Annotated in this window: 16 protein-coding genes; 10 read left to right on the forward strand and 6 right to left on the reverse strand. The window is 39.1% G+C overall.

The window, feature by feature from the left end:
* Nucleotides 1-154 precede the first annotated feature (154 nt).
* Genes MCS_RS05350 through lpdA form a run of 3 tightly spaced genes read left to right on the forward strand, consistent with a single transcriptional unit; the run spans nucleotide 155 to nucleotide 5,837 of the window.
* Nucleotides 155-3,154 (forward strand): 2-oxoglutarate dehydrogenase E1 component, encoded by a 3,000-nt coding sequence (locus MCS_RS05350; protein ID WP_004856239.1) that lies wholly within the window; start codon nucleotides 155-157, stop codon nucleotides 3,152-3,154.
* A gap of 32 nt (nucleotides 3,155-3,186) precedes the next feature.
* Nucleotides 3,187-4,398, forward strand: a complete 1,212-nt coding sequence (gene odhB, locus MCS_RS05355) for a 2-oxoglutarate dehydrogenase complex dihydrolipoyllysine-residue succinyltransferase (RefSeq protein WP_004856240.1) — start codon at nucleotides 3,187-3,189, stop codon at nucleotides 4,396-4,398.
* 32 nt (nucleotides 4,399-4,430) lie between these two features.
* Nucleotides 4,431-5,837, forward strand: coding sequence for a dihydrolipoyl dehydrogenase (lpdA, locus tag MCS_RS05360; protein ID WP_004856241.1), 1,407 nt, complete (start codon nucleotides 4,431-4,433; stop codon nucleotides 5,835-5,837).
* A 152-nt stretch (nucleotides 5,838-5,989) separates the two neighbouring features.
* Here lpdA and MCS_RS05365 read toward each other — a convergent pair whose 3' ends face one another.
* Complete coding sequence (locus tag MCS_RS05365; RefSeq protein ID WP_004856242.1) at nucleotides 5,990-7,228, reverse strand: saccharopine dehydrogenase family protein; 1,239 nt, start codon at nucleotides 7,226-7,228, stop codon at nucleotides 5,990-5,992.
* A 56-nt stretch (nucleotides 7,229-7,284) separates the two neighbouring features.
* A complete protein-coding gene (locus MCS_RS05370; protein ID WP_004856243.1) occupies nucleotides 7,285-8,382 on the reverse strand; it encodes a carboxynorspermidine decarboxylase in 1,098 nt (365 codons plus the stop codon).
* Nucleotides 8,383-8,558: 176 nt separating this feature from the next.
* On the opposite strand from MCS_RS05370, the gene MCS_RS05375 reads away from it, so the two are divergent.
* The 7 genes from MCS_RS05375 to mnhG all read left to right on the forward strand — a co-directional run bounded on the left by MCS_RS05375 (nucleotide 8,559) and on the right by mnhG (nucleotide 15,273).
* The gene (locus MCS_RS05375) at nucleotides 8,559-9,059 is read left to right on the forward strand and encodes a BA14K family protein (RefSeq protein ID WP_004856244.1); all 501 of its coding nucleotides are present in this window, start codon (nucleotides 8,559-8,561) and stop codon (nucleotides 9,057-9,059) included.
* Nucleotides 9,060-9,245: 186 nt separating this feature from the next.
* Nucleotides 9,246-12,167 carry a monovalent cation/H+ antiporter subunit A gene (locus MCS_RS05380; protein ID WP_004856245.1) on the forward strand — a complete coding sequence of 974 codons (2,922 nt, stop codon included), beginning with the start codon at nucleotides 9,246-9,248 and terminating at the stop codon, nucleotides 12,165-12,167.
* Nucleotides 12,167-12,508 carry a Na+/H+ antiporter subunit C gene (locus tag MCS_RS05385; protein WP_004856246.1) on the forward strand — a complete coding sequence of 114 codons (342 nt, stop codon included), beginning with the start codon at nucleotides 12,167-12,169 and terminating at the stop codon, nucleotides 12,506-12,508. The genes MCS_RS05380 and MCS_RS05385 overlap by 1 nt, the downstream gene beginning before the upstream one ends.
* The gene (locus tag MCS_RS05390) at nucleotides 12,508-14,130 is read left to right on the forward strand and encodes a monovalent cation/H+ antiporter subunit D (protein ID WP_004856247.1); all 1,623 of its coding nucleotides are present in this window, start codon (nucleotides 12,508-12,510) and stop codon (nucleotides 14,128-14,130) included. Before MCS_RS05385 ends, MCS_RS05390 begins: the two co-directional genes overlap by 1 nt.
* Nucleotides 14,127-14,612: a Na+/H+ antiporter subunit E gene (locus MCS_RS05395; protein WP_004856248.1), complete on the forward strand. Its 486-nt coding sequence runs from the start codon at nucleotides 14,127-14,129 to the stop codon at nucleotides 14,610-14,612. Before MCS_RS05390 ends, MCS_RS05395 begins: the two co-directional genes overlap by 4 nt.
* Nucleotides 14,609-14,890, forward strand: a complete 282-nt coding sequence (locus MCS_RS05400; RefSeq protein ID WP_004856249.1) for a K+/H+ antiporter subunit F — start codon at nucleotides 14,609-14,611, stop codon at nucleotides 14,888-14,890. Before MCS_RS05395 ends, MCS_RS05400 begins: the two co-directional genes overlap by 4 nt.
* On the forward strand, nucleotides 14,887-15,273 hold the full coding sequence (mnhG, locus tag MCS_RS05405) for a monovalent cation/H(+) antiporter subunit G (protein WP_004856250.1): 387 nt from the start codon (nucleotides 14,887-14,889) through the stop codon (nucleotides 15,271-15,273). The genes MCS_RS05400 and mnhG overlap by 4 nt, the downstream gene beginning before the upstream one ends.
* A gap of 39 nt (nucleotides 15,274-15,312) precedes the next feature.
* On the opposite strand, the gene MCS_RS05410 is transcribed toward mnhG, so the two are convergent.
* The 4 genes from MCS_RS05410 to MCS_RS05430 form a co-directional block, all read right to left on the reverse strand.
* Nucleotides 15,313-15,693: an MliC family protein gene (locus tag MCS_RS05410; protein ID WP_004856251.1), complete on the reverse strand. Its 381-nt coding sequence runs from the start codon at nucleotides 15,691-15,693 to the stop codon at nucleotides 15,313-15,315.
* 17 nt (nucleotides 15,694-15,710) lie between these two features.
* Nucleotides 15,711-16,106, reverse strand: coding sequence for an MliC family protein (locus MCS_RS05415; RefSeq protein ID WP_004856252.1), 396 nt, complete (start codon nucleotides 16,104-16,106; stop codon nucleotides 15,711-15,713).
* A 408-nt stretch (nucleotides 16,107-16,514) separates the two neighbouring features.
* On the reverse strand, nucleotides 16,515-17,654 hold the full coding sequence (aroB, locus tag MCS_RS05425) for a 3-dehydroquinate synthase (protein WP_004856253.1): 1,140 nt from the start codon (nucleotides 17,652-17,654) through the stop codon (nucleotides 16,515-16,517).
* On the reverse strand, nucleotides 17,644-18,261 hold the full coding sequence (locus MCS_RS05430) for a shikimate kinase (RefSeq protein WP_004856254.1): 618 nt from the start codon (nucleotides 18,259-18,261) through the stop codon (nucleotides 17,644-17,646). Before MCS_RS05430 ends, aroB begins: the two co-directional genes overlap by 11 nt.
* Nucleotides 18,262-18,337: the final 76 nt, after the last annotated feature.

Below are 18,337 nucleotides of genomic sequence, written 5' to 3' on the forward strand. Positions count from 1 at the left end.
ATCTCATTTGAATGAGGAATTCTCCTCATTCAAATGAGGCATTTGGTATAAATAAGGTGAAGCTTTTTTGAATTTTCTAACCTTTGGTTATTTTTTAATATCGAAAGATTGAAAAGATGTATAAGGAGACGGAATAGATGTTCTGGAGATGTATATGGCAAAGCAGGACGAGATAAATAGTCTTTTTGCACAAACGTCGTTTCTATATGGTGGAAACGCGGATTATATAGATCAACTTTATGCTGAATATGAAAAAGACCCCACAAGTGTTGATGCACAGTGGCGTGTTTTTTTTAAAACACTTCAGGATAATAAAGAAGATGTTTTTAAAAATGCTGAAGGCGCGACATGGCAGCGTGACCATTGGCCGTTAAAGGAAAATGGAGAATTAGTTTCTGCTCTTGATGGTAACTGGTCTGTTCTTGAAAAACATCTTGGTGATAAACTGAAAGAAAAAGCAGCAATCAGTGGTGGACAAAAGGGAAAAACTTCTAGCGAACAAGATATCATTCAAGCAACGCGTGATTCTGTTCATGCACTCATGATGATTCGTGCTTTTCGTGCACGTGGGCATCTTCATGCACGGCTTGATCCTCTCCAATTGGCAGAGAAACTTGAGGATTATAAGGAATTATCTCCTGAAGCTTATGGTTTTACTCCTGCTGATTATGAGCGTCCCATTTTTATCGATAATGTTTTAGGATTGGAATATGCGACTATTCCGCAGATGCTTGAGATTCTCAATCGTACCTATTGCTCAACGATCGGTATAGAGTATATGCACATTTCTGATCCTGCTCAAAAAGCATGGTTGCAAGAGCGTATTGAAGGACCAGATAAGCAGATTGCCTTCACGCAAGAAGGCAAGAAAGCTATCCTCAATAAAATTATTGAGGCGGAAGGATTCGAACAATTTTTAGATACAAAATATAGAGGAACAAAGCGTTTTGGTCTTGATGGGGGTGAGGCACTTATTCCTGCTCTTGAACAGATTATTAAATCCGGTAGTACTTTGGGTGTGCAGGAAGTTGTTTTAGGAATGGCGCATCGTGGTCGTTTAAATGTTCTTTCACAAGTTCTTGCGAAGCCCCATCGGGCTATTTTTCATGAATTTAAAGGCGGATCTTATAAACCAGATGATGTAGAGGGATCAGGTGATGTTAAATATCATTTAGGAACTTCAGCGGATCTTGAATTTGATGGGAGAAAGATTCATCTATCCCTTCTAGCTAATCCATCTCACCTAGAAATTGTTGATCCGGTTGTTATTGGAAAAGCACGTGCTAAACAAGACCAACTTGTTGGTCCGACACGTACGGATTCTCTCTCATTAACAGAGCGTTCAAAGGTCTTGCCATTACTTATCCATGGTGATGCTGCTTTTGCTGGGCAAGGGGTTATCCAAGAAACTTTTGGTCTTTCAGGTCTTAAAGGTTACCGTGTTGCGGGATCTATTCATGTTATTATTAATAACCAGATTGGCTTTACAACAGATCCACGCTTTTCGCGTTCTTCGCCCTATCCATCAGATGTAGCAAAAATGATTGATGCACCAATTTTCCACGTGAATGGTGATGATCCTGAGGCTGTTGTTTTTGTTGCGAAAATAGCAACAGAGTTTCGTCAAATTTTCCATAAACCGGTAGTCATTGATATGTTTTGTTATCGTCGTTATGGACATAATGAAGGCGATGAACCTTCCTTTACACAGCCGCTTATGTACAAGGCAATACGTAGTCATAAAACGACTCTCAAGCTTTATGGGGATCAGTTGGTGGCAGAGGGGGTGATCACTGCTGAGGAGATTGAACAAAAAAAGAAACTATGGCGCGATAAGCTTGAAGCTGAGTTTGAAGCGAGTGTTTCTTATAAACCCAATAAAGCTGATTGGCTTGATGGAAGTTGGACAGGATTCAAAGCTTCCAGTAATGCCGATGAACAACAGTATGGTACAACAGGTGTTGAATTAAAGACTTTAAAAGAAATTGGTCAGAAACTTGTTGAGATTCCTGAAAATTTTCATGTTCATAAAACCATTCAACGTTTTTTAAGCAATCGTGCTAGAGTTTTTGAAACCGGTGAAGGGGTTGATTGGGCAACAGCTGAGGCTTTAGCTTTTGGTTCGCTTTGTTTAGAAGGAGCGCCGGTTCGTCTTTCTGGTGAGGATGTTGAACGGGGAACTTTTTCACAGCGTCATTCGGTTCTTTACGACCAAGAAAATGAAGCACGTTATATCCCTTTGAATAATTTGCAAAAAGGGCAAGCACTTTATGAAGTCGTCAATTCTATGCTTTCTGAAGAGGCTGTTCTTGGTTTTGAATATGGTTATTCCCTTGCTGAACCACGGGGCTTAACGCTTTGGGAAGCACAGTTTGGTGATTTCTCTAATGGGGCACAGGTTATTTTTGACCAATTTATTTCTTCTGCGGAGCGTAAATGGCTTCGTATGTCTGGCCTTGTGTGTTTATTGCCTCATGGTTTTGAAGGTCAAGGACCAGAGCATTCTTCAGCGCGTTTAGAGCGTTTCCTTCAGCTTTGTGCGGAAGATAATATGCAGGTTGCTAATTGTACGACGCCTGCAAATTATTTTCATATTTTACGTCGACAGATTAAACGTGATTTTCGTAAACCATTGATTCTGATGACACCAAAATCGCTTTTACGTCATAAACGAGCCGTTTCTTTTCTTAATGAAATGGGGACAGATACACGTTTTCATCGTTTATTACTTGATGATGCAGAATGTCTCAAAGATTCTGTGGTAAAATTGCAAAAAGACAACAAAGTTCGCCGTGTTATTCTTTGTACGGGTAAGGTTTATTATGACCTTTATGAAGAACGTGAAAAAAGGGGAATTAATGATGTTTATTTGTTGCGTGTTGAGCAGCTCTATCCTTTTCCAGCGAAAGCTTTGGTGGATGTGTTATCTCGCTTTTCACAGGCAGAGATTGTGTGGTGCCAAGAAGAGCCCAAAAATATGGGTGCATGGTCGTTTATTGAGCCTTATTTGGAATGGGTTTTGATTCACATTAATGCGCTGTATTCGCGTGCACGTTATACAGGGCGCCCTGCAAGTGCATCACCAGCCACTGGGTTGATGGTAAAGCATGCTGAACAACTTGCCGCGTTTCTTGAAGACGCGTTGGGTTCTTAATTTATTATTACTCTGATGTATGGAAAAATATTATGACTACTGAAATTCGTGTTCCTACTTTGGGTGAATCGGTTACCGAGGCAACAGTCGGAAAATGGTTTAAAAAGCTTGGTGAAGTTGTGGCTGTGGATGAGCCTCTCGTTGAGTTAGAAACTGATAAGGTGACTGTTGAAGTTCCTTCCCCTGTTTCGGGAAAATTATCTGAGATCATTGCAAAGGAAGGTGATACGGTTGAAGTGAATGCGCTCTTAGGTGCGATTGAAGCTGGAGCGGCTGGTGTTTCTCAATCCTTTTCACCTTCTGCTACACCTGTTCCAGCAGTTTCCTCTGAACAGAAAACGCCTTCTTCAAGCAGTATAATGCCTCCTGCACCCTCAGCAGCAAAGTTGATGGCTGAAAATAATATTGCAAAAAGTAATGTTTCTGGTTCTGGAAAGCGCGGCCAAATTCTTAAAGAAGATGTTCTTGATGTTTTGGCACAAGAAACAAAAGTATCTACTTCTACTCCTTCTGCAGAGGTTTCTGCTGCTGTATCTGTTCATGAAATGCCTGTAGAACGGGTTCGCATGACAAAATTGCGTCAAACAATTGCGCGTCGTCTTAAGGATGCGCAGAATACAGCGGCGATGTTAACGACATTTAATGAAGTTGATATGTCTGCGGTTATGGATTTGCGTAAGCGTTATAAAGATCTCTTTGAAAAGAAACATGGTGTTAAGCTTGGTTTTATGGGATTTTTTACCAAAGCTGTTTGTCATGCATTAAAAGAATTACCTGCTGTTAATGCAGAAATTGATGGAACAGATATTGTATATAAAAACTATGTTAATGCTGGAATTGCTGTTGGAACGGATAAAGGACTTGTTGTTCCTGTGGTTCGCAATGCAGATCAGATGTCACTCGCAGAGATTGAAAAAGAGATTGGTCGTCTAGGTCGTCTCGCGCGTGATGGAAAATTAGCGGTTTCTGATATGCAGGGTGGGACTTTTACCATTACCAATGGAGGTGTTTATGGGTCATTAATGTCGACACCGATTTTGAATGCACCGCAGTCTGGTATTTTAGGGATGCACGCGATTAAAGAACGAGCAATGGTGGTTGGAGGACAAATTGTGATCCGACCCATGATGTATTTGGCGCTTTCTTATGATCACCGTATTGTAGATGGACAAGAGGCCGTGACTTTCCTTGTACGTGTTAAGGAAAGTTTAGAAGATCCGGAACGCCTTGTTCTTGACTTGTAAAAGTACAGTTTTCAGGATGAAAGGAAAAATGGATGTCTTATGATGTGGTCGTGATTGGAGCGGGACCAGGTGGTTATGTTGCAGCAATAAAAGCGGCGCAACTGGGGCTTAAAACAGCAATTATTGAAAAGCATACAACATTGGGAGGTACATGTCTCAATGTTGGTTGTATTCCTTCTAAAGCGTTGTTGCATGCTTCAGAAGTATTTGCTGAAACGCAGCATGGTTTTGAAACTCTTGGTATTTCTATTGGAAAGTCTAAGTTTAACCTTGAACAAATGATGGCGCATAAAAAAGCTGTTGTTACTGCGAATACTAGTGGTGTTTCTTTTTTAATGAAAAAAAATAAGGTTGATACTTTTTTGGGTTCAGCCAAAATTTTAGGTGCAGGGCAAATTGAAGTTGTTGCTAGAGATGATAGCAAACACACGATTACAACAAAAAATATTATTATTGCTACAGGTTCGGAAAGTTCAGGAATTCCGGGTGTAAATGTTGAGATTGATGAGAAGATTGTTGTTTCTTCTACAGGAGCACTTGCACTTGAAAAAGTTCCAACGCGTATGATTGTGGTTGGTGCTGGCGTGATTGGTTCTGAACTTGGATCTGTTTGGAGTCGCTTAGGTTCTAAAGTTACCATTATTGAATATCTTAATAAAGTTTTAGGATCAATGGATGGTGAAGTTTCACGGCAATTTCAGAAATTAATGGAGAAACAGGGAATTGAATATAAAACTGGTGCGAAAGTAACAGCTGTTACGCAATCTGATTCAACAGCTCAGGTAACTTTTGAAGCTGTTAAAGGCGGTGAATTTGAAACTCTAGAGGCTGATGTTGTACTCATTGCTACTGGGCGCTCTCCGTATACCGAAGGTCTTGGTTTGAGGGAGGTTGGTGTTCAATTGGATGAACGCGGCTTTATTGCTATTGATGCGCATTGGCAGACTAGTATTCCAGGAATTTATGCAATTGGTGATGTTGTTAAAGGGCCAATGTTAGCACATAAGGCTGAGGAAGAAGGTATTGCTGTTGCAGAGATTTTGGCAGGTCAAAAGGGGCATGTTAACTTTGATGTCATTCCTAGTGTTGTTTATACCCAGCCGGAAATTGCCAGTGTCGGTAAGACAGAGGAAGAACTTAAAGAGGCTGGAATTGATTATAATGTTGGGAAATTTCCTTTCATGGCGAATGGCCGCGCACGCGCGATGCAAAAAAGTGATGGATTTGTTAAAATTCTTGCTGATAAAAAAACAGATAGAATTCTGGGGGGGCATATTCTTGGCTTTGGGGCTGGAGAAATGATTCATGAAATTGCGGTTTTGATGGAATTTGGCGGTTCATCGGAGGATCTGGGGCGTTGTTGCCATGCGCATCCTACTTTGTCAGAAGCTGTGCGGGAAGCAGCTTTAGCAACATTTGCTAAACCGATTCATATCTAATCTAAGTACATTTTAAAGTGCATTCTGTCATGCTGTTTGAGGAGATGTAAAAGATAGCTTTGTTTTTGTAGCTTAATGTGATGTGTATTTATGAAAAAACCGCCTCTCTAGGGCGGTTTTCTGTCTTTTATATCAGTATAGAAAGAATAAAGTTAAAATTGTAATTTTTTTTCTTCTTGCTGTTCTCTAATACAGGTCGGAAGTCCCATACGATCGAGATGTTTCAAGAAAGGATGTGGTGGTAATTCTTCTACGTTGACCATGGTTTTAACATCCCATTCACCAGTGGCAATAAGAAGGGCTGCTGCTGCTGCTGGTACACCAGCTGTGTAAGAAATGCCTTGGGCACCAGTTTCATTAAAAGCTTGTTTGTGATCGGCTATATTATAGATGAAAACTTCTCTTGGTTTTCCATCTTTTTCACCTTTAATAAGGTCTCCAATACAAGTCTTTCCTGTGTAGTCTGGTGCCAAAGAAGCGGGATCGGGTAAGACAGCTTTTACAACTTTTAAAGGGACGACTTCCTGTCCTTCTGCTGTTTTAATAGGCTGTTCGGATAAGAGTCCAAGATTTTTTAAAACGGTAAAAACATTGATATAATGTTCGCCAAATCCCATCCAAAACCGGACACTTTCTACATCAAGATTTTTGGATAATGAATGAATTTCATCATGTCCGGTCATATAGGCTTTTTGTTTTCCAACAACGGGAAGATTCCATTCACGGCTAACTTCAAACATCTTATTAGAAACCCATTTTTTATTTTGCCAAGACCATACTTGTCCTGTAAATTCCCGAAAGTTAATTTCTGGATCAAAATTCGTGGCAAACCAACGCCCATGATTTCCGGCATTAATATCAATAATATCTATATCTGTGATCTTATCAAAATAACACTTATGTGCCAATGCTGCATAAGAATTCACGACACCTGGGTCGAATCCAGCACCTAAAATAGCGGTTATACCAGCTTTTTCGCATTCTTGACGTCGAGGCCATTCATAATTGCCATACCAAGGGGGTGTTTCACAAATTTTCAAAGGGTCTTCGTGAATTGCAGTATCAATATAGGCGCACTTAGCTTCAATACAAGCTGAAAGAACTGACATATTAAGAAAGGCCGATCCAACATTGATGACAATTTCACATTTTATTTTTTTTATGAGCTTTACAGTTTCTTCTATATTCATTGCATCGAGTGTATGACCTTTAAGAACCCCTTTTTCTTTCATTGTGTTTTTTTCTTTAATAGAAGCAATGATAGCTTCACATTTTTTCAATGTCCGTGAAGCAATATGAATTTCATTGAGGATATCATTGTTTTGAGCACATTTGTGTGCGACAACTTGTGCGACACCTCCAGCACCAATAATGAGAATATTTTTCTTCATAATAGGTTTATCTCCTTTTAAATATTGCTATATAACGGTTTGTTAAACTATCATTTTTATGAAAGACTTTTCTGATAATCCTTATAGCTAAATTGGCGTTGAAGCGTTAGTGTATCATCGCATTCTTTGATAACGATGGCAGGCATAGTAACACCATTGAACCAGTTTTTCTTAACCATTGTATAACCTGCTGCATCTTGAAAAGACAGTCTGTCACCTACTTTAAGAAGCTGAGGAAACAGGAATGTTCCAAAAATATCACCGGCAAGGCAAGATTTTCCGCAGACCATAATTTCATGAGGTCCTTGATTAGGTTCTAACTTTGCATTTTCACGATAAATTAAAAGGTCAAGCATATGTGCTTCAATTGAGCTATCAACGATGGCAAGGTTTTTTTCATTATATAATGTATCAAGAACCGTTACTTCTAGTGTTGTACTTTTTGTGATAGCGGCTTCTCCTGGTTCCAGAAAAACAGTTACGCCATGAGTTTGAGAAAAATGCTTTAAGCGTTGTGCAAAAGCTTCTAAAGGATAATTTTCAGCTGTAAAATGAATACCGCCACCAAGGCTTATCCAATCAACAGAAGAAAAAAGTTCTGAAAACTTTTCTTCCATGTGATTAAGCATTTGGTTAAAAAGATTAAAATCAGAATTTTCACAATTGTTGTGGATCATCAAGCCATTGATGAGAGGTAAAACTTCTTTAATAGCGCTTTTATTGGTTTCTCCTAAACGACTAAAAGGACGTGAAGGATTGGCAAGGTCAAAATTAGATGCGCTGATGCCTGGATTTAACCTTAAACCTCGTTGAATGGTTTTTGTAGCGTTGGTAAAACGTTGAAGCTGTTGGATTGAATTAAAGATTATTTTGTCTGCATAACTACAGGCTTCATCAATTTCATGGTCTGCCCAAGCTACCGAATAAGCATGTGTTTCTTTGCCAAATTTTTCTCTTCCTAAACGGAGCTCATAAAGGGATGATGATGTGGTTCCGTCCATGTATTGAGACATGCAATCAAAAACACTCCATGTGGCAAAACATTTCAAAGCAAGCAAAATTTTTGCTCCAGATATTTCGCGGAGACGAGCGATAGTTTCCATATTTTTTATAAGTTTAGACTTATCTATAAGGTAATAGGGGGTTCTTATCATGTCATTATTTATCCATTCTTTTTTGAAGGATCTTATTGTGAAGATTAACGTTTAGTACAAAGAGCAGCAGAATGTCTCAAGAAAAAAAAGAATCTTAAGAAAGAATCTGTTTTTGTCTGGAAAAAGCAAAGCTTTCTGTAACTGCGTGGTGTTTTTGTTATTTTGAGATTTGCGTTATGAATATGGCAAAAAAAAAATATTATGTTTTCACTCTTGTGTTGATTGGAATTTTTTCCATTATAATAACCAACATTGTCAAGTTAGGGCACAATAAGAACGATGCTGAAGCTAAAACAGTGCATCAGCCTTCTGTTCAAGATAGTACGATTCCTTTGATTGTTACAGGGCGGAGAGAACTCAATGGTTTCAAGGGTTATTATCATTATCGGCGTGGTTATCGTAAATATAGTGACAACTGGTGGTATCCTGAAGCGGCATTTTTTGCACCTAGACTTTCAAAAACAAAAGATGTGTCATTAAAAACTTTATCAAAATTAGATTCAAAAACGATGTTTTTGTTTTCTTCTTTAGAACAAAAAGAGCCATTGATGTTTAAGAAACATATTGATTCTTGCAGTATGCGTTATCGTTCTTACGATAAAAGTGACAACAGTTATCAACCTTTTCAAGGATCTCGTAAGCAGTGTTTTTCACGTTTTCTAAAGGATAGGACGTGAAAAAGATAAAAAGCTTTGAGTTATCTTATAGATTGTGCTGATTTTCGTGCAATGGTTGTGCTATAAGAATTTTAGATACTTTTAATCTTTATTAAAACTTATTGTGTAGATAATAAATGAAAAATGACAATGTGAATTGTCATTTCGTTGGTGGCAGAATATTAAGAACAAGGTGGAGCTTAAAAAATGACAACATGGGAAGCAATGTTGATGTTGCTTGTTTTGCTTCCCTTTGGTGGAAGTGCTGTTATTGGTTTTTTTCGTTCGACAGCAAAAAATAATGAAGCATGGTTTGCTGGAACTATTGCGCTTTTCAGTTTTCTTTTCACAATAATACTCTATCCAACGGTTCATGGGTATCGTGTGGTGCGTTTAGATATTTCTTGGCTTTCAGAGTGGGGGGTAGATTTGATCCTCCGTATGGATGGTTTGTCCTGGCTTTTTTGCCTTCTTATTACAGGAATTGGGCTGCTTGTTGTTGTTTATTCACGTTACTATATGGATCCGGCGGATTCTGTACCACGTTTTTTTTCTTTTTTTCTAGCCTTTATGGGTTCAATGACGGGGATCGTTTTATCAGGTAATCTTATCTTTTTAGTTATTTTCTGGGAGCTTACCAGTATTTTTTCTTTTTTGCTGATCGGTTATTGGTACCATAATGCGAGTGCGCGAGATGGTGCGCGTATGGCTTTAACAATCACAGGTTTTGGTGGTTTTGCTCTTTTTATTGGAGTTTTATTGATTGGCCGTGTCGTTGGTAGTTTTGATTTGGATAAGGTTTTGCAATCTAGAGATTTGATCCTGTCCAGTTCTTTTTATAATCCTATTCTTATTTGTGTTTTATTAGGGGGGTTAACAAAAAGTGCCCAGTTTCCATTTCATTTTTGGCTGCCCAATGCAATGGCTGCTCCAACCCCCGTATCGGCTTATTTGCATTCGGCAACAATGGTGAAAGCAGGGTTATTTTTACTTGTTCGTTTATGGCCCGTGCTCTCTGGGACGGAAACTTGGTTTTGGTTAGTTGGTTTTTCAGGACTCTCAACATTGTTGCTTGGTGCCTATTTTTCCATGTTTCAGCAAGATTTGAAAGGGTTGCTTGCTTACTCAACAATTAGTCATCTTGGATTGATTACCACGCTTTTGAGTCTTGGTAGCCCACTTGCATGTGTTGCAGCGATTTTTCATATGGCCAATCATGCTACTTTTAAAGCTTCTTTATTTATGGCTGCCGGCATCATTGATCATGAGACGGGAACACGTGATATGCGTAAGCTGACGGGTCTTTATCGTTCTATGCCTATTACTGCAACGCTTGCTTTAGTCGCAAGTGCAGCGATGGCTGGAGTTCCTTTGTTGAATGGTTTTTTATCAAAAGAGATGTTTTTTGCTGAAGCGGTTGAAACGCATATGGAATCATGGCTCGATTGGATTGCACCTTATGTAGCAACGCTGGCCAGTCTATTTAGTGTGACCTACTCTATACGCTTTATTCATGGGGTCTTTTTTGGGCCAAAACCTATTAATTTGCCCAAAATTCCCCATGAACCACCACATTTTATGCGTTTACCCATGGAACTTTTGGTATTTATTTGTTTGGCGGTTGGTATTTTTCCTAATTTAACAATAGGGCCTATTTTGGATAATGCTGTTGTCTCTGTTTTAGGGCCGATGACAGTTTCTTATAATTTGGCTGTTTGGCATGGTTTTAATACTCCATTAATGATGAGTTTAGTGGCCTTATTAGGAGGAGGATTGCTCTACGCTATTGGGCAGCGTTATTTTTTATCCTGTGATGATGGGCCTCCCTTTTTTCGTCATTTGAAAGGACACCGTATTTTTGAACGTATTCTCGTTATTATTTCTTGGAAATGGGCACGTGCGGTGGAATCTGTTTTATCAACGCGTCGTTTGCAAATACAGTTGCATTGGATTTTGGGTGTGTGTTTTGCATTTGTTGGTCTTTTGCTTTGGTATGATGGTTTAATTTCAGCAGGTTCGTTGCCACTTGTTCCGCTTGATATTCCTTTTCTTGCTCTTTGGGTGATTGGTGGATTATGTGCATTTTTAGTTGCTTGGCAAGCAAAGTTCCATCGTCTTGCGTCACTCATGCTCTTAAGTGGCGCTGGCTTGATGATTTGTGCAACCTTTTTATGGCTTTCTGCACCAGATTTGGCAATAACACAATTGGTTGTTGAAGTTGTGACAGCCATCTTATTGTTGCTTGGTTTGCGTTGGTTACCTAAGCGTTTGCATAATCCTGCTCCAACATCTGTTCATTTTTTTGTGTATCTGCGTCGTGTTCGTGATTTCGTTATGGCCTTTGTGGGAGGTGCTGGGGTCGCGTGGCTTTCCTTCGCGATGATGACACGTCCTCAAGGTACGACAGTTTCTGATTTTTTTCTGACAAATGCTTATTCGAGTGCTGGTGGTCGCAATGTTGTGAATGTATTATTGGTTGATTTTCGTGGTTTTGATACCATGGGAGAAATTGTCGTTTTGGTGATTGTCTCACTTACTGTTTTTGCTCTTTTAAGACGGTTTCGTCCTGCTCCTGAAAGTATTGATGCGCCTTTTCAACAACGTATTCAGAAAGATTTTGATATGGCACAGCCTAATCGGGATGTGGGGGATACAGTACTCAATTATCTCATTGTTCCTGCTGTTATCATGGGTTGGCTCTTTTCAGTTATTATCGCTTTTTCGGTTTACTTATTTATGCGGGGGCATGATCTTCCAGGAGGTGGATTTGTAGGTGGCGTGACTCTAGCTATAGGTTTTATTTTGCAATACCTTGCACGTGATATTCGGTGGGTGGAAAGCCATTTGAAAATTTTACCTTTGCGTTGGATGGGCTTTGGTTTATTGTTGTCAGTTGCAACGGGAGTCGGGGCTTGGTTCGTTGGATATCCTTTTTTAACATCCTTCTTTCAATATATGCATCTTCCGTTGATTGGAAATGTTCCTATGGCATCTGTTTTTTTGTTTGATTTTGGCGTGTTTTCTCTCGTGTTGGGAGCAACTGTTCTCATTTTAATTGCACTTGCGCACCAGTCAATTCGTAGTTACCGAATCGGTAAGAAACCACTTTTGGAAGAGAAGGAAAATTAATGGAAATTGTTCTTTCTTTAGGTATCGGTATTTTTGTTGGATCGGGCATTTGGCTTGTGTTACGTCCGCGAACTTTTCAAGTTATTCTTGGTTTGTCTTTGATATCCTATGGTGTCAATCTTTTTATGTTTTCAATGAGTAGGCCGCGTAGTAATGCTGCTCCGATTATCGATTCTTCTATTATGATCAATCCAGAAAATTACGTTGATCCTCTTCCACAAGCTTTGGTTTTAACAGCAATTGTAATTGGTTTTGCAACAACAGCTTTATTTTTGGTTATCCTTCTGGTTTCACGAGGATTAACAGGTTCAGACCACGTTGATGGGCGTGAGGTGCAGTGATGGAAGCTTGCGCGCAGCATCTTCTTATTTTGCCTATTCTTTTACCTTTGAGCACAGGAGCACTTCTTCTTTTTTATGATGAACGTCGTTCAAAATTTAAATCATTTATAAGTCTTTTTTCTACGGGACTGTTGGTTATTATTGCTGTTTTATTGATTATGCGTACTCTTGAAACTATGCCGGCTGCGCATGTTTATCAGCTTGGCAATTGGCCTTCTCCTTTTGGAATTGTTTTAGTTCTTGATCGTTTAAATGCTATGATGCTTTTACTTTCTAGCTTGTTGATGACAAGCACGTTGGTTTTTGCACAGGCTCATTGGTACAAAGCTGGTCCTCATTTTCAGTCACTCATGCAATTTTTCATGGTTGGAATAAACGGCGCTTTTTTGACAGGTGATTTGTTTAATTTATTTGTATTTTTTGAAGTGATGTTAACGGCGTCTTATGGGCTTGTTTTGCATGGTTCTGGACAGTTACGTGTGCGTGCAGGCTTGCATTATGTCGTGGTTAATCTTGTTGCTTCATTGTTTTTTTTAATTGGTGCGGCTCTCATTTATGGAATCGTTGGTACTCTTAATATGGCCGATTTGGCTGTAAAAATAAAACATATAACTTCTGAAGATATCGTTTTATTCGAAATAGGTGCTGCGTTTTTGGGTATTGCTTTTTTACTCAAAGCGGGTATGTGGCCACTTAATTTTTGGTTGATGCCAACTTACAGTGCAGCAACAGCCCCTGTTGGGGCTTCTTTTGCAATTTTGAGTAAGGTGGGTATTTATGTTATTTTACGTTTAACGTTGTTATGGTTTGGTCCTGAAAGTGGATATTTTAGCCATTTTGGTCATACGGTCTTGTTTTATGGTGGGCTTGCCACTACGGCTTTTGGTTTTATTGGAGTGTTGGCTAGCCAAGTTTTGGTACGTTTAGCGGCTTATAGCGTTCTTGTCTCTTCTGGTACATTATTGGCTGCAATTGGGATCGGTAATCCAGCACTTACAGCAGGTGCACTCTTTTACATTGTTTCTTCAACTTTAGCACTTGGCGCTTTTTTTCTTCTGGTTGAATTGGTTGAACGCTGTCAAGATGTGGCTGCTAATGTTTTGACTGTTACAATGGAAGTATATGGTGATGATGAAGAGGAAGAAGAAGATGAAGTTGGTATTTATTTACCGGTAACCTTAGCAATTCTTGGGGCTTGTTTTGGTATTTGTGCTATTTTGATTATTGGTTTACCACCTTTTTCTGGTTTTGTTGCTAAATTTATGATGTTCACGGCAATCTTAAATCATACTAAGGAGGATTTGTCTGCTTCTTTACCAGTTTACTATGATTGGCTCTTTGTGATTTTTGTCACCCTCTCTGGTTTTGCGGCTTTGATTGCTTTGACACGAACGGGTATTCGAACTTTTTGGGTTTCTCTTGAAGGAAGAGTTCCGCGTGTGCAGGTCATTGAATTTGCTCCTATTGCCATTCTCCTTGCTTTGTGTTTCCTTATAACAATTGTAGCTGGTCCTATTAGTCATTATATGTCTGAAACAACCAAGGCTTTGTATGATCCTCAAAACTATATTGAGAGCGTTTTAGGTGATTTTTCTTTTGAAAAGAGGGAAGTGAATCGATGAATTATTTTTGTCCTTTCCCTTTTTTCAGTGGTATGCTTGTTTTTATGTGGTTGACCTTAAATGGTTTTAGTTTAGGCCAATTGCTTTTAGGGATTATAATTGCTTTATTTAGTGGTTGGGTGATGCGGTTTCTTGAACCAGAAAAGATCACTATTAAAAACTGGAGTGCAGTCTTTCGTCTCGTTTTTCGCGTATTTGTTGATTCTATAATTTCAAATATTTCTGTAGCTTGCTTTGTTTTAACAAAAAAGTCTCAAAAACAACAGTCAGGTTTTATTGTAGTGCCTCTTTTGCTCGAGAGTCGTACTGCTTTGGCTGTTTTAGCATGCATTCTCGCGGTAACTCCAGGAACCGTCTGGATTGCTTATAATAGAAAAAATAGTGAGCTTTTGCTTCATGTCTTAAATTTTAAGAATGGGTATGATTGTCAACGGTTGATCAAACAACGATATGAACAATTGCTTTTGGAGATTTTCTCATGAGTATGGTTATCCTTTATTGGGGGCTTTTCCTCTCGCAGTTTTTTTTAAGTGTAGCGATGATTCTTGCACTTTTTCGATTGATTCGTGGTCCACGGGCGCAGGATCGGATTGTGGGTTTGGATGCTCTTTATATAGACGCTATTCTTTTGTTTCTTACATTTGATATTCGTTCAGGAACAACCATTTATTTTGTAGCAGCGCTCATTATTGGGCTTTTAGGTTCTGTATCAAGTATTGCTTTGGCAAAATTCTTAATGCGAGGAGAGATTATTGAATGAATGATAATATATCACTTATAGTTGCCATTGCTATCACAGTTTTCTTAATATTAGGATCTGGACTCGCATTGGTTGGAGGAATAGGACTTGTGCGTCTTTCCAGTTTTTATAAGCGTTTGCATATGCTTTCATTGAGTACGAGTTGGGGGGCGGGTAGTATTCTTATTTCCTCGTTTCTTTATTCAACATTTGTGGACCATCACTTTGTTTTTCATGAACTCTTGTTAGTGATTTTTTTGTTTGTAACAGCGCCCGTGGCTTCCATGTTGTTGTCACAGGCAGCTGCTTATCGAGATCATTCAGAAAACCAATCAGAAAAGCCGCTGACTCTTTTGTCTCATCGGACGGAAGAAAAGGTATCCACATCAGAAAAAGCATCATAAGATGAGAGCCAGCGTGGTTCTTAGTATAAAGAATCTTCTTTATTCTGTGTTTTTTTCTTTTATACAGTCGAGGAAGTTTTCTTCCTTTGGATCATTAATGACGTCATAAAATGTTGCATTGTTTCCTTTTGTCCACCAAGTATATTCACCTCCTACATATTTTACTCCAGAAGCGGAAACAACATTGGAAGCGATAATACGCTTTCCGTTCCATTTGAGATAAACTAGTCCAAACTCATCGGTATCGTAGTAGGTTGCTTCAACACGCATTTTTTTTGTTTTATTGCTGCATTGATAGACAACAGTTTCTTTTCTTGGTTCTGGAGTGTCTGGTACCTCAATGACTAAAGAGGCAGCACAGGCACTCATTGAGCTACACAGTGATAGACTCAAAACGGCATTAAAAAGAGTTTTTTTCATAATGCTTCTTTCTTTATTTAGAACAGTAATGTTGATTCATCTTTACAACGGATGGGGGTTTTTCTTTCTGGATCACGAAGATGATCGTAAAGTGTGACTTCGTCGTTCATTTTCCACCAAACATACCATTCTCCTTCATATTTTTTTCCTGTGTCGGCAATGACATTTGCAGCAAGAACACGTTCACCTTTCCATCTGAAGTCAACCAATGAAATATTGCCAGCATCGAGATAGGTTGCTTCAACGCGCTCTTTACCTGTTTTAGTATCACATTGATAGGAAATGGTTTGCGTTGTTGGCTCTGGATTATCTGGTACTTCAATGATTAAAGAAGCAGCCAAGGTATTGCCTGAGCCAAAGAGTGATAAACTTAAGGCGGTCAAAAATCCTAAAATATGCAGAGTTTTTTTCATAATGCTTCCCTATATTAAGCAGAAGAATAATTTAACTGATGCGATGGTGTCTACGGCAGGATTCGAACCTGCGACCCCAGGATTCATACCACTTCGGCTTTCACCGCCAGCTTTACAGACTGTTTGTGGTCTGGACTGTCTCTTCACCTTGAAGCTTATGCTCTTTAGGTGCTGCCCGTTCAGTCTCTACACCTTCCTCTCCTTTGAAGAGAGGCTTGGCTCGGGATTGGCACGGGAGCTCCCCGTAAAGCTTTCCCCGAATTTGAGCAGATCCACTTTGAAGATTTCTCCTTAAAGCGCCCAATTTCTTTAGGAATCCTGTGCTCTATCCTACTGAGCTACGCAGACATCATCATGTTTATTTCTTTAATAGAAGTATAAAAACGAATCAATTATATTCAATATGAATTAACGAATTTCTGCTAATTTTTGTTCCAGAAAAGTTAAAACTGCTTCCGGAGAGACATTTTTTGCAATAAATGATTGGCCAAGTCCGCGTGTTAGGATGAAGGTTAGATTGTTTTGTGAAACTTTTTTATCTTGGGAGATAAGAGTCATCAGTGTTTCAGCATTTGGTATTTTACCTGGGATATCTTGTAATTGTGTAGGCAATCCCACTGCTTTAAGGTGTGTTTCCATGCGGTGTGTGAGTGTGGGGCTTATTAAATTCAGTTGAGCGGAGAATTGGTGGGCTAGAACCATCCCAATCGCTACAGCTTCACCGTGGATTAAACGGTTTGAGTCATAATCCGTTGCTGTTTCAAGCATATGTCCAAATGTGTGACCAAGGTTTAAGAGTGCGCGTTCTCCTGTTTCGTATTCATCGCGTGCTACAATATCAGCTTTAAATTGGCATGAGCGTACAATGGCATCTGTTCGTATAGGGCCATTAGAAAAAATTCTTTGACCATTTTTTTCAAGCCATTCGAAAAAATCAGGCTGGTTAATGAGTCCATATTTAACCATTTCAGCGTAACCAGCACGAAATTGGCGCAATGGCAGTGTATCAAGGGTACAAGTATCAGCAATAACACATTGGGGCTGATAAAAAGTACCAATAAGATTTTTACCATATCGGCTATTAATCCCAGTTTTTCCGCCAACAGAGGAGTCAATTTGTGCAAGTAACGTTGTAGGCATCTGAATGAAGTTCATTCCGCGGCGTATAATACTTGCAGCAAATCCTCCTAGGTCGCCAATGACACCACCGCCAAAAGTAATGACACTATCGCCTCTTTCTAGACGTGCAGCAAGAATTTTATCGATGACAATTTTGAGGGTTGAAAATGATTTTGATTTCTCTCCCGCTTCCACAATAATTGGAACAGTGTGGATTTTATTTTTTTTAAATTCTTCTTGTAGTATTTCTAAATGGAGGGAAGCAACATTTGTATCTGTAATGATGGCCAAACGTGTTTGATGAAGATTTTGGTGATTATGATTAAGAGATTGCTTAATCTGTGAAGCAGCTTGCGTAATCAAACCTGGACCAATGATGATATTATAACAGTGTTTGTCCAGTTTAACAGTGACGGTCTTAGTTTGCATGCTGGTTGTTCCTATCGTTGATTTCTTTATATAAGTAGTGCTGTATAGATCGTATGACATTTTGTGCTACGGTATGACGACTTTCTTTATGGCTTTTAATTGTTAAATCCGCTTTTGCGTAGATAGGATGGCGTTGGTCCATGAGTCTTTGCATAGTTTCTTGAGGATTTTCTGTTTGAAGAAGTGGTCGGGTTGGACGCCGAGAAACACGTTTCATGAGGATATTAAGATCTACTTTGAGCCATATGGATATACCATTTTGATGAATAGCTTTTTGGATGTTTTCATTAATGTAGGCACCGCCACCTGTTGCTAAAACAAGAGGACTTTTTTTCATAAGGTTTAGAATAACACGCTGTTCAAGAGCGCGAAATTCCGATTCGCCATAAGTTTTAAAAAGTTCAGTGATTGTCATTTGCGCAGCTTTTTCAATTTCTTGGTCGGAATCATAAAAGGGCAAATGGAGCATGGTGGCAACCCGTTTTCCAATTACGGATTTACCGGCACCCATAAGACCAACAAGTACAAGAGCACGTTTATCAAGGGATGATAAGAGCTGGTTTCTTACTTGTATTATTGGGATATGTTTAGGTCGGCTATTTTTCATGGCTTTATTTCGGCATTTATCTGTCGGAAAGTCAATTCCTGTTAATCTTTGTAAGGCATGATAGGGATAAATTGTT

It is taken from the genome of Bartonella doshiae NCTC 12862 = ATCC 700133 (assembly GCF_000278155.1).
Classification (GTDB): domain Bacteria; phylum Pseudomonadota; class Alphaproteobacteria; order Rhizobiales; family Rhizobiaceae; genus Bartonella; species Bartonella doshiae.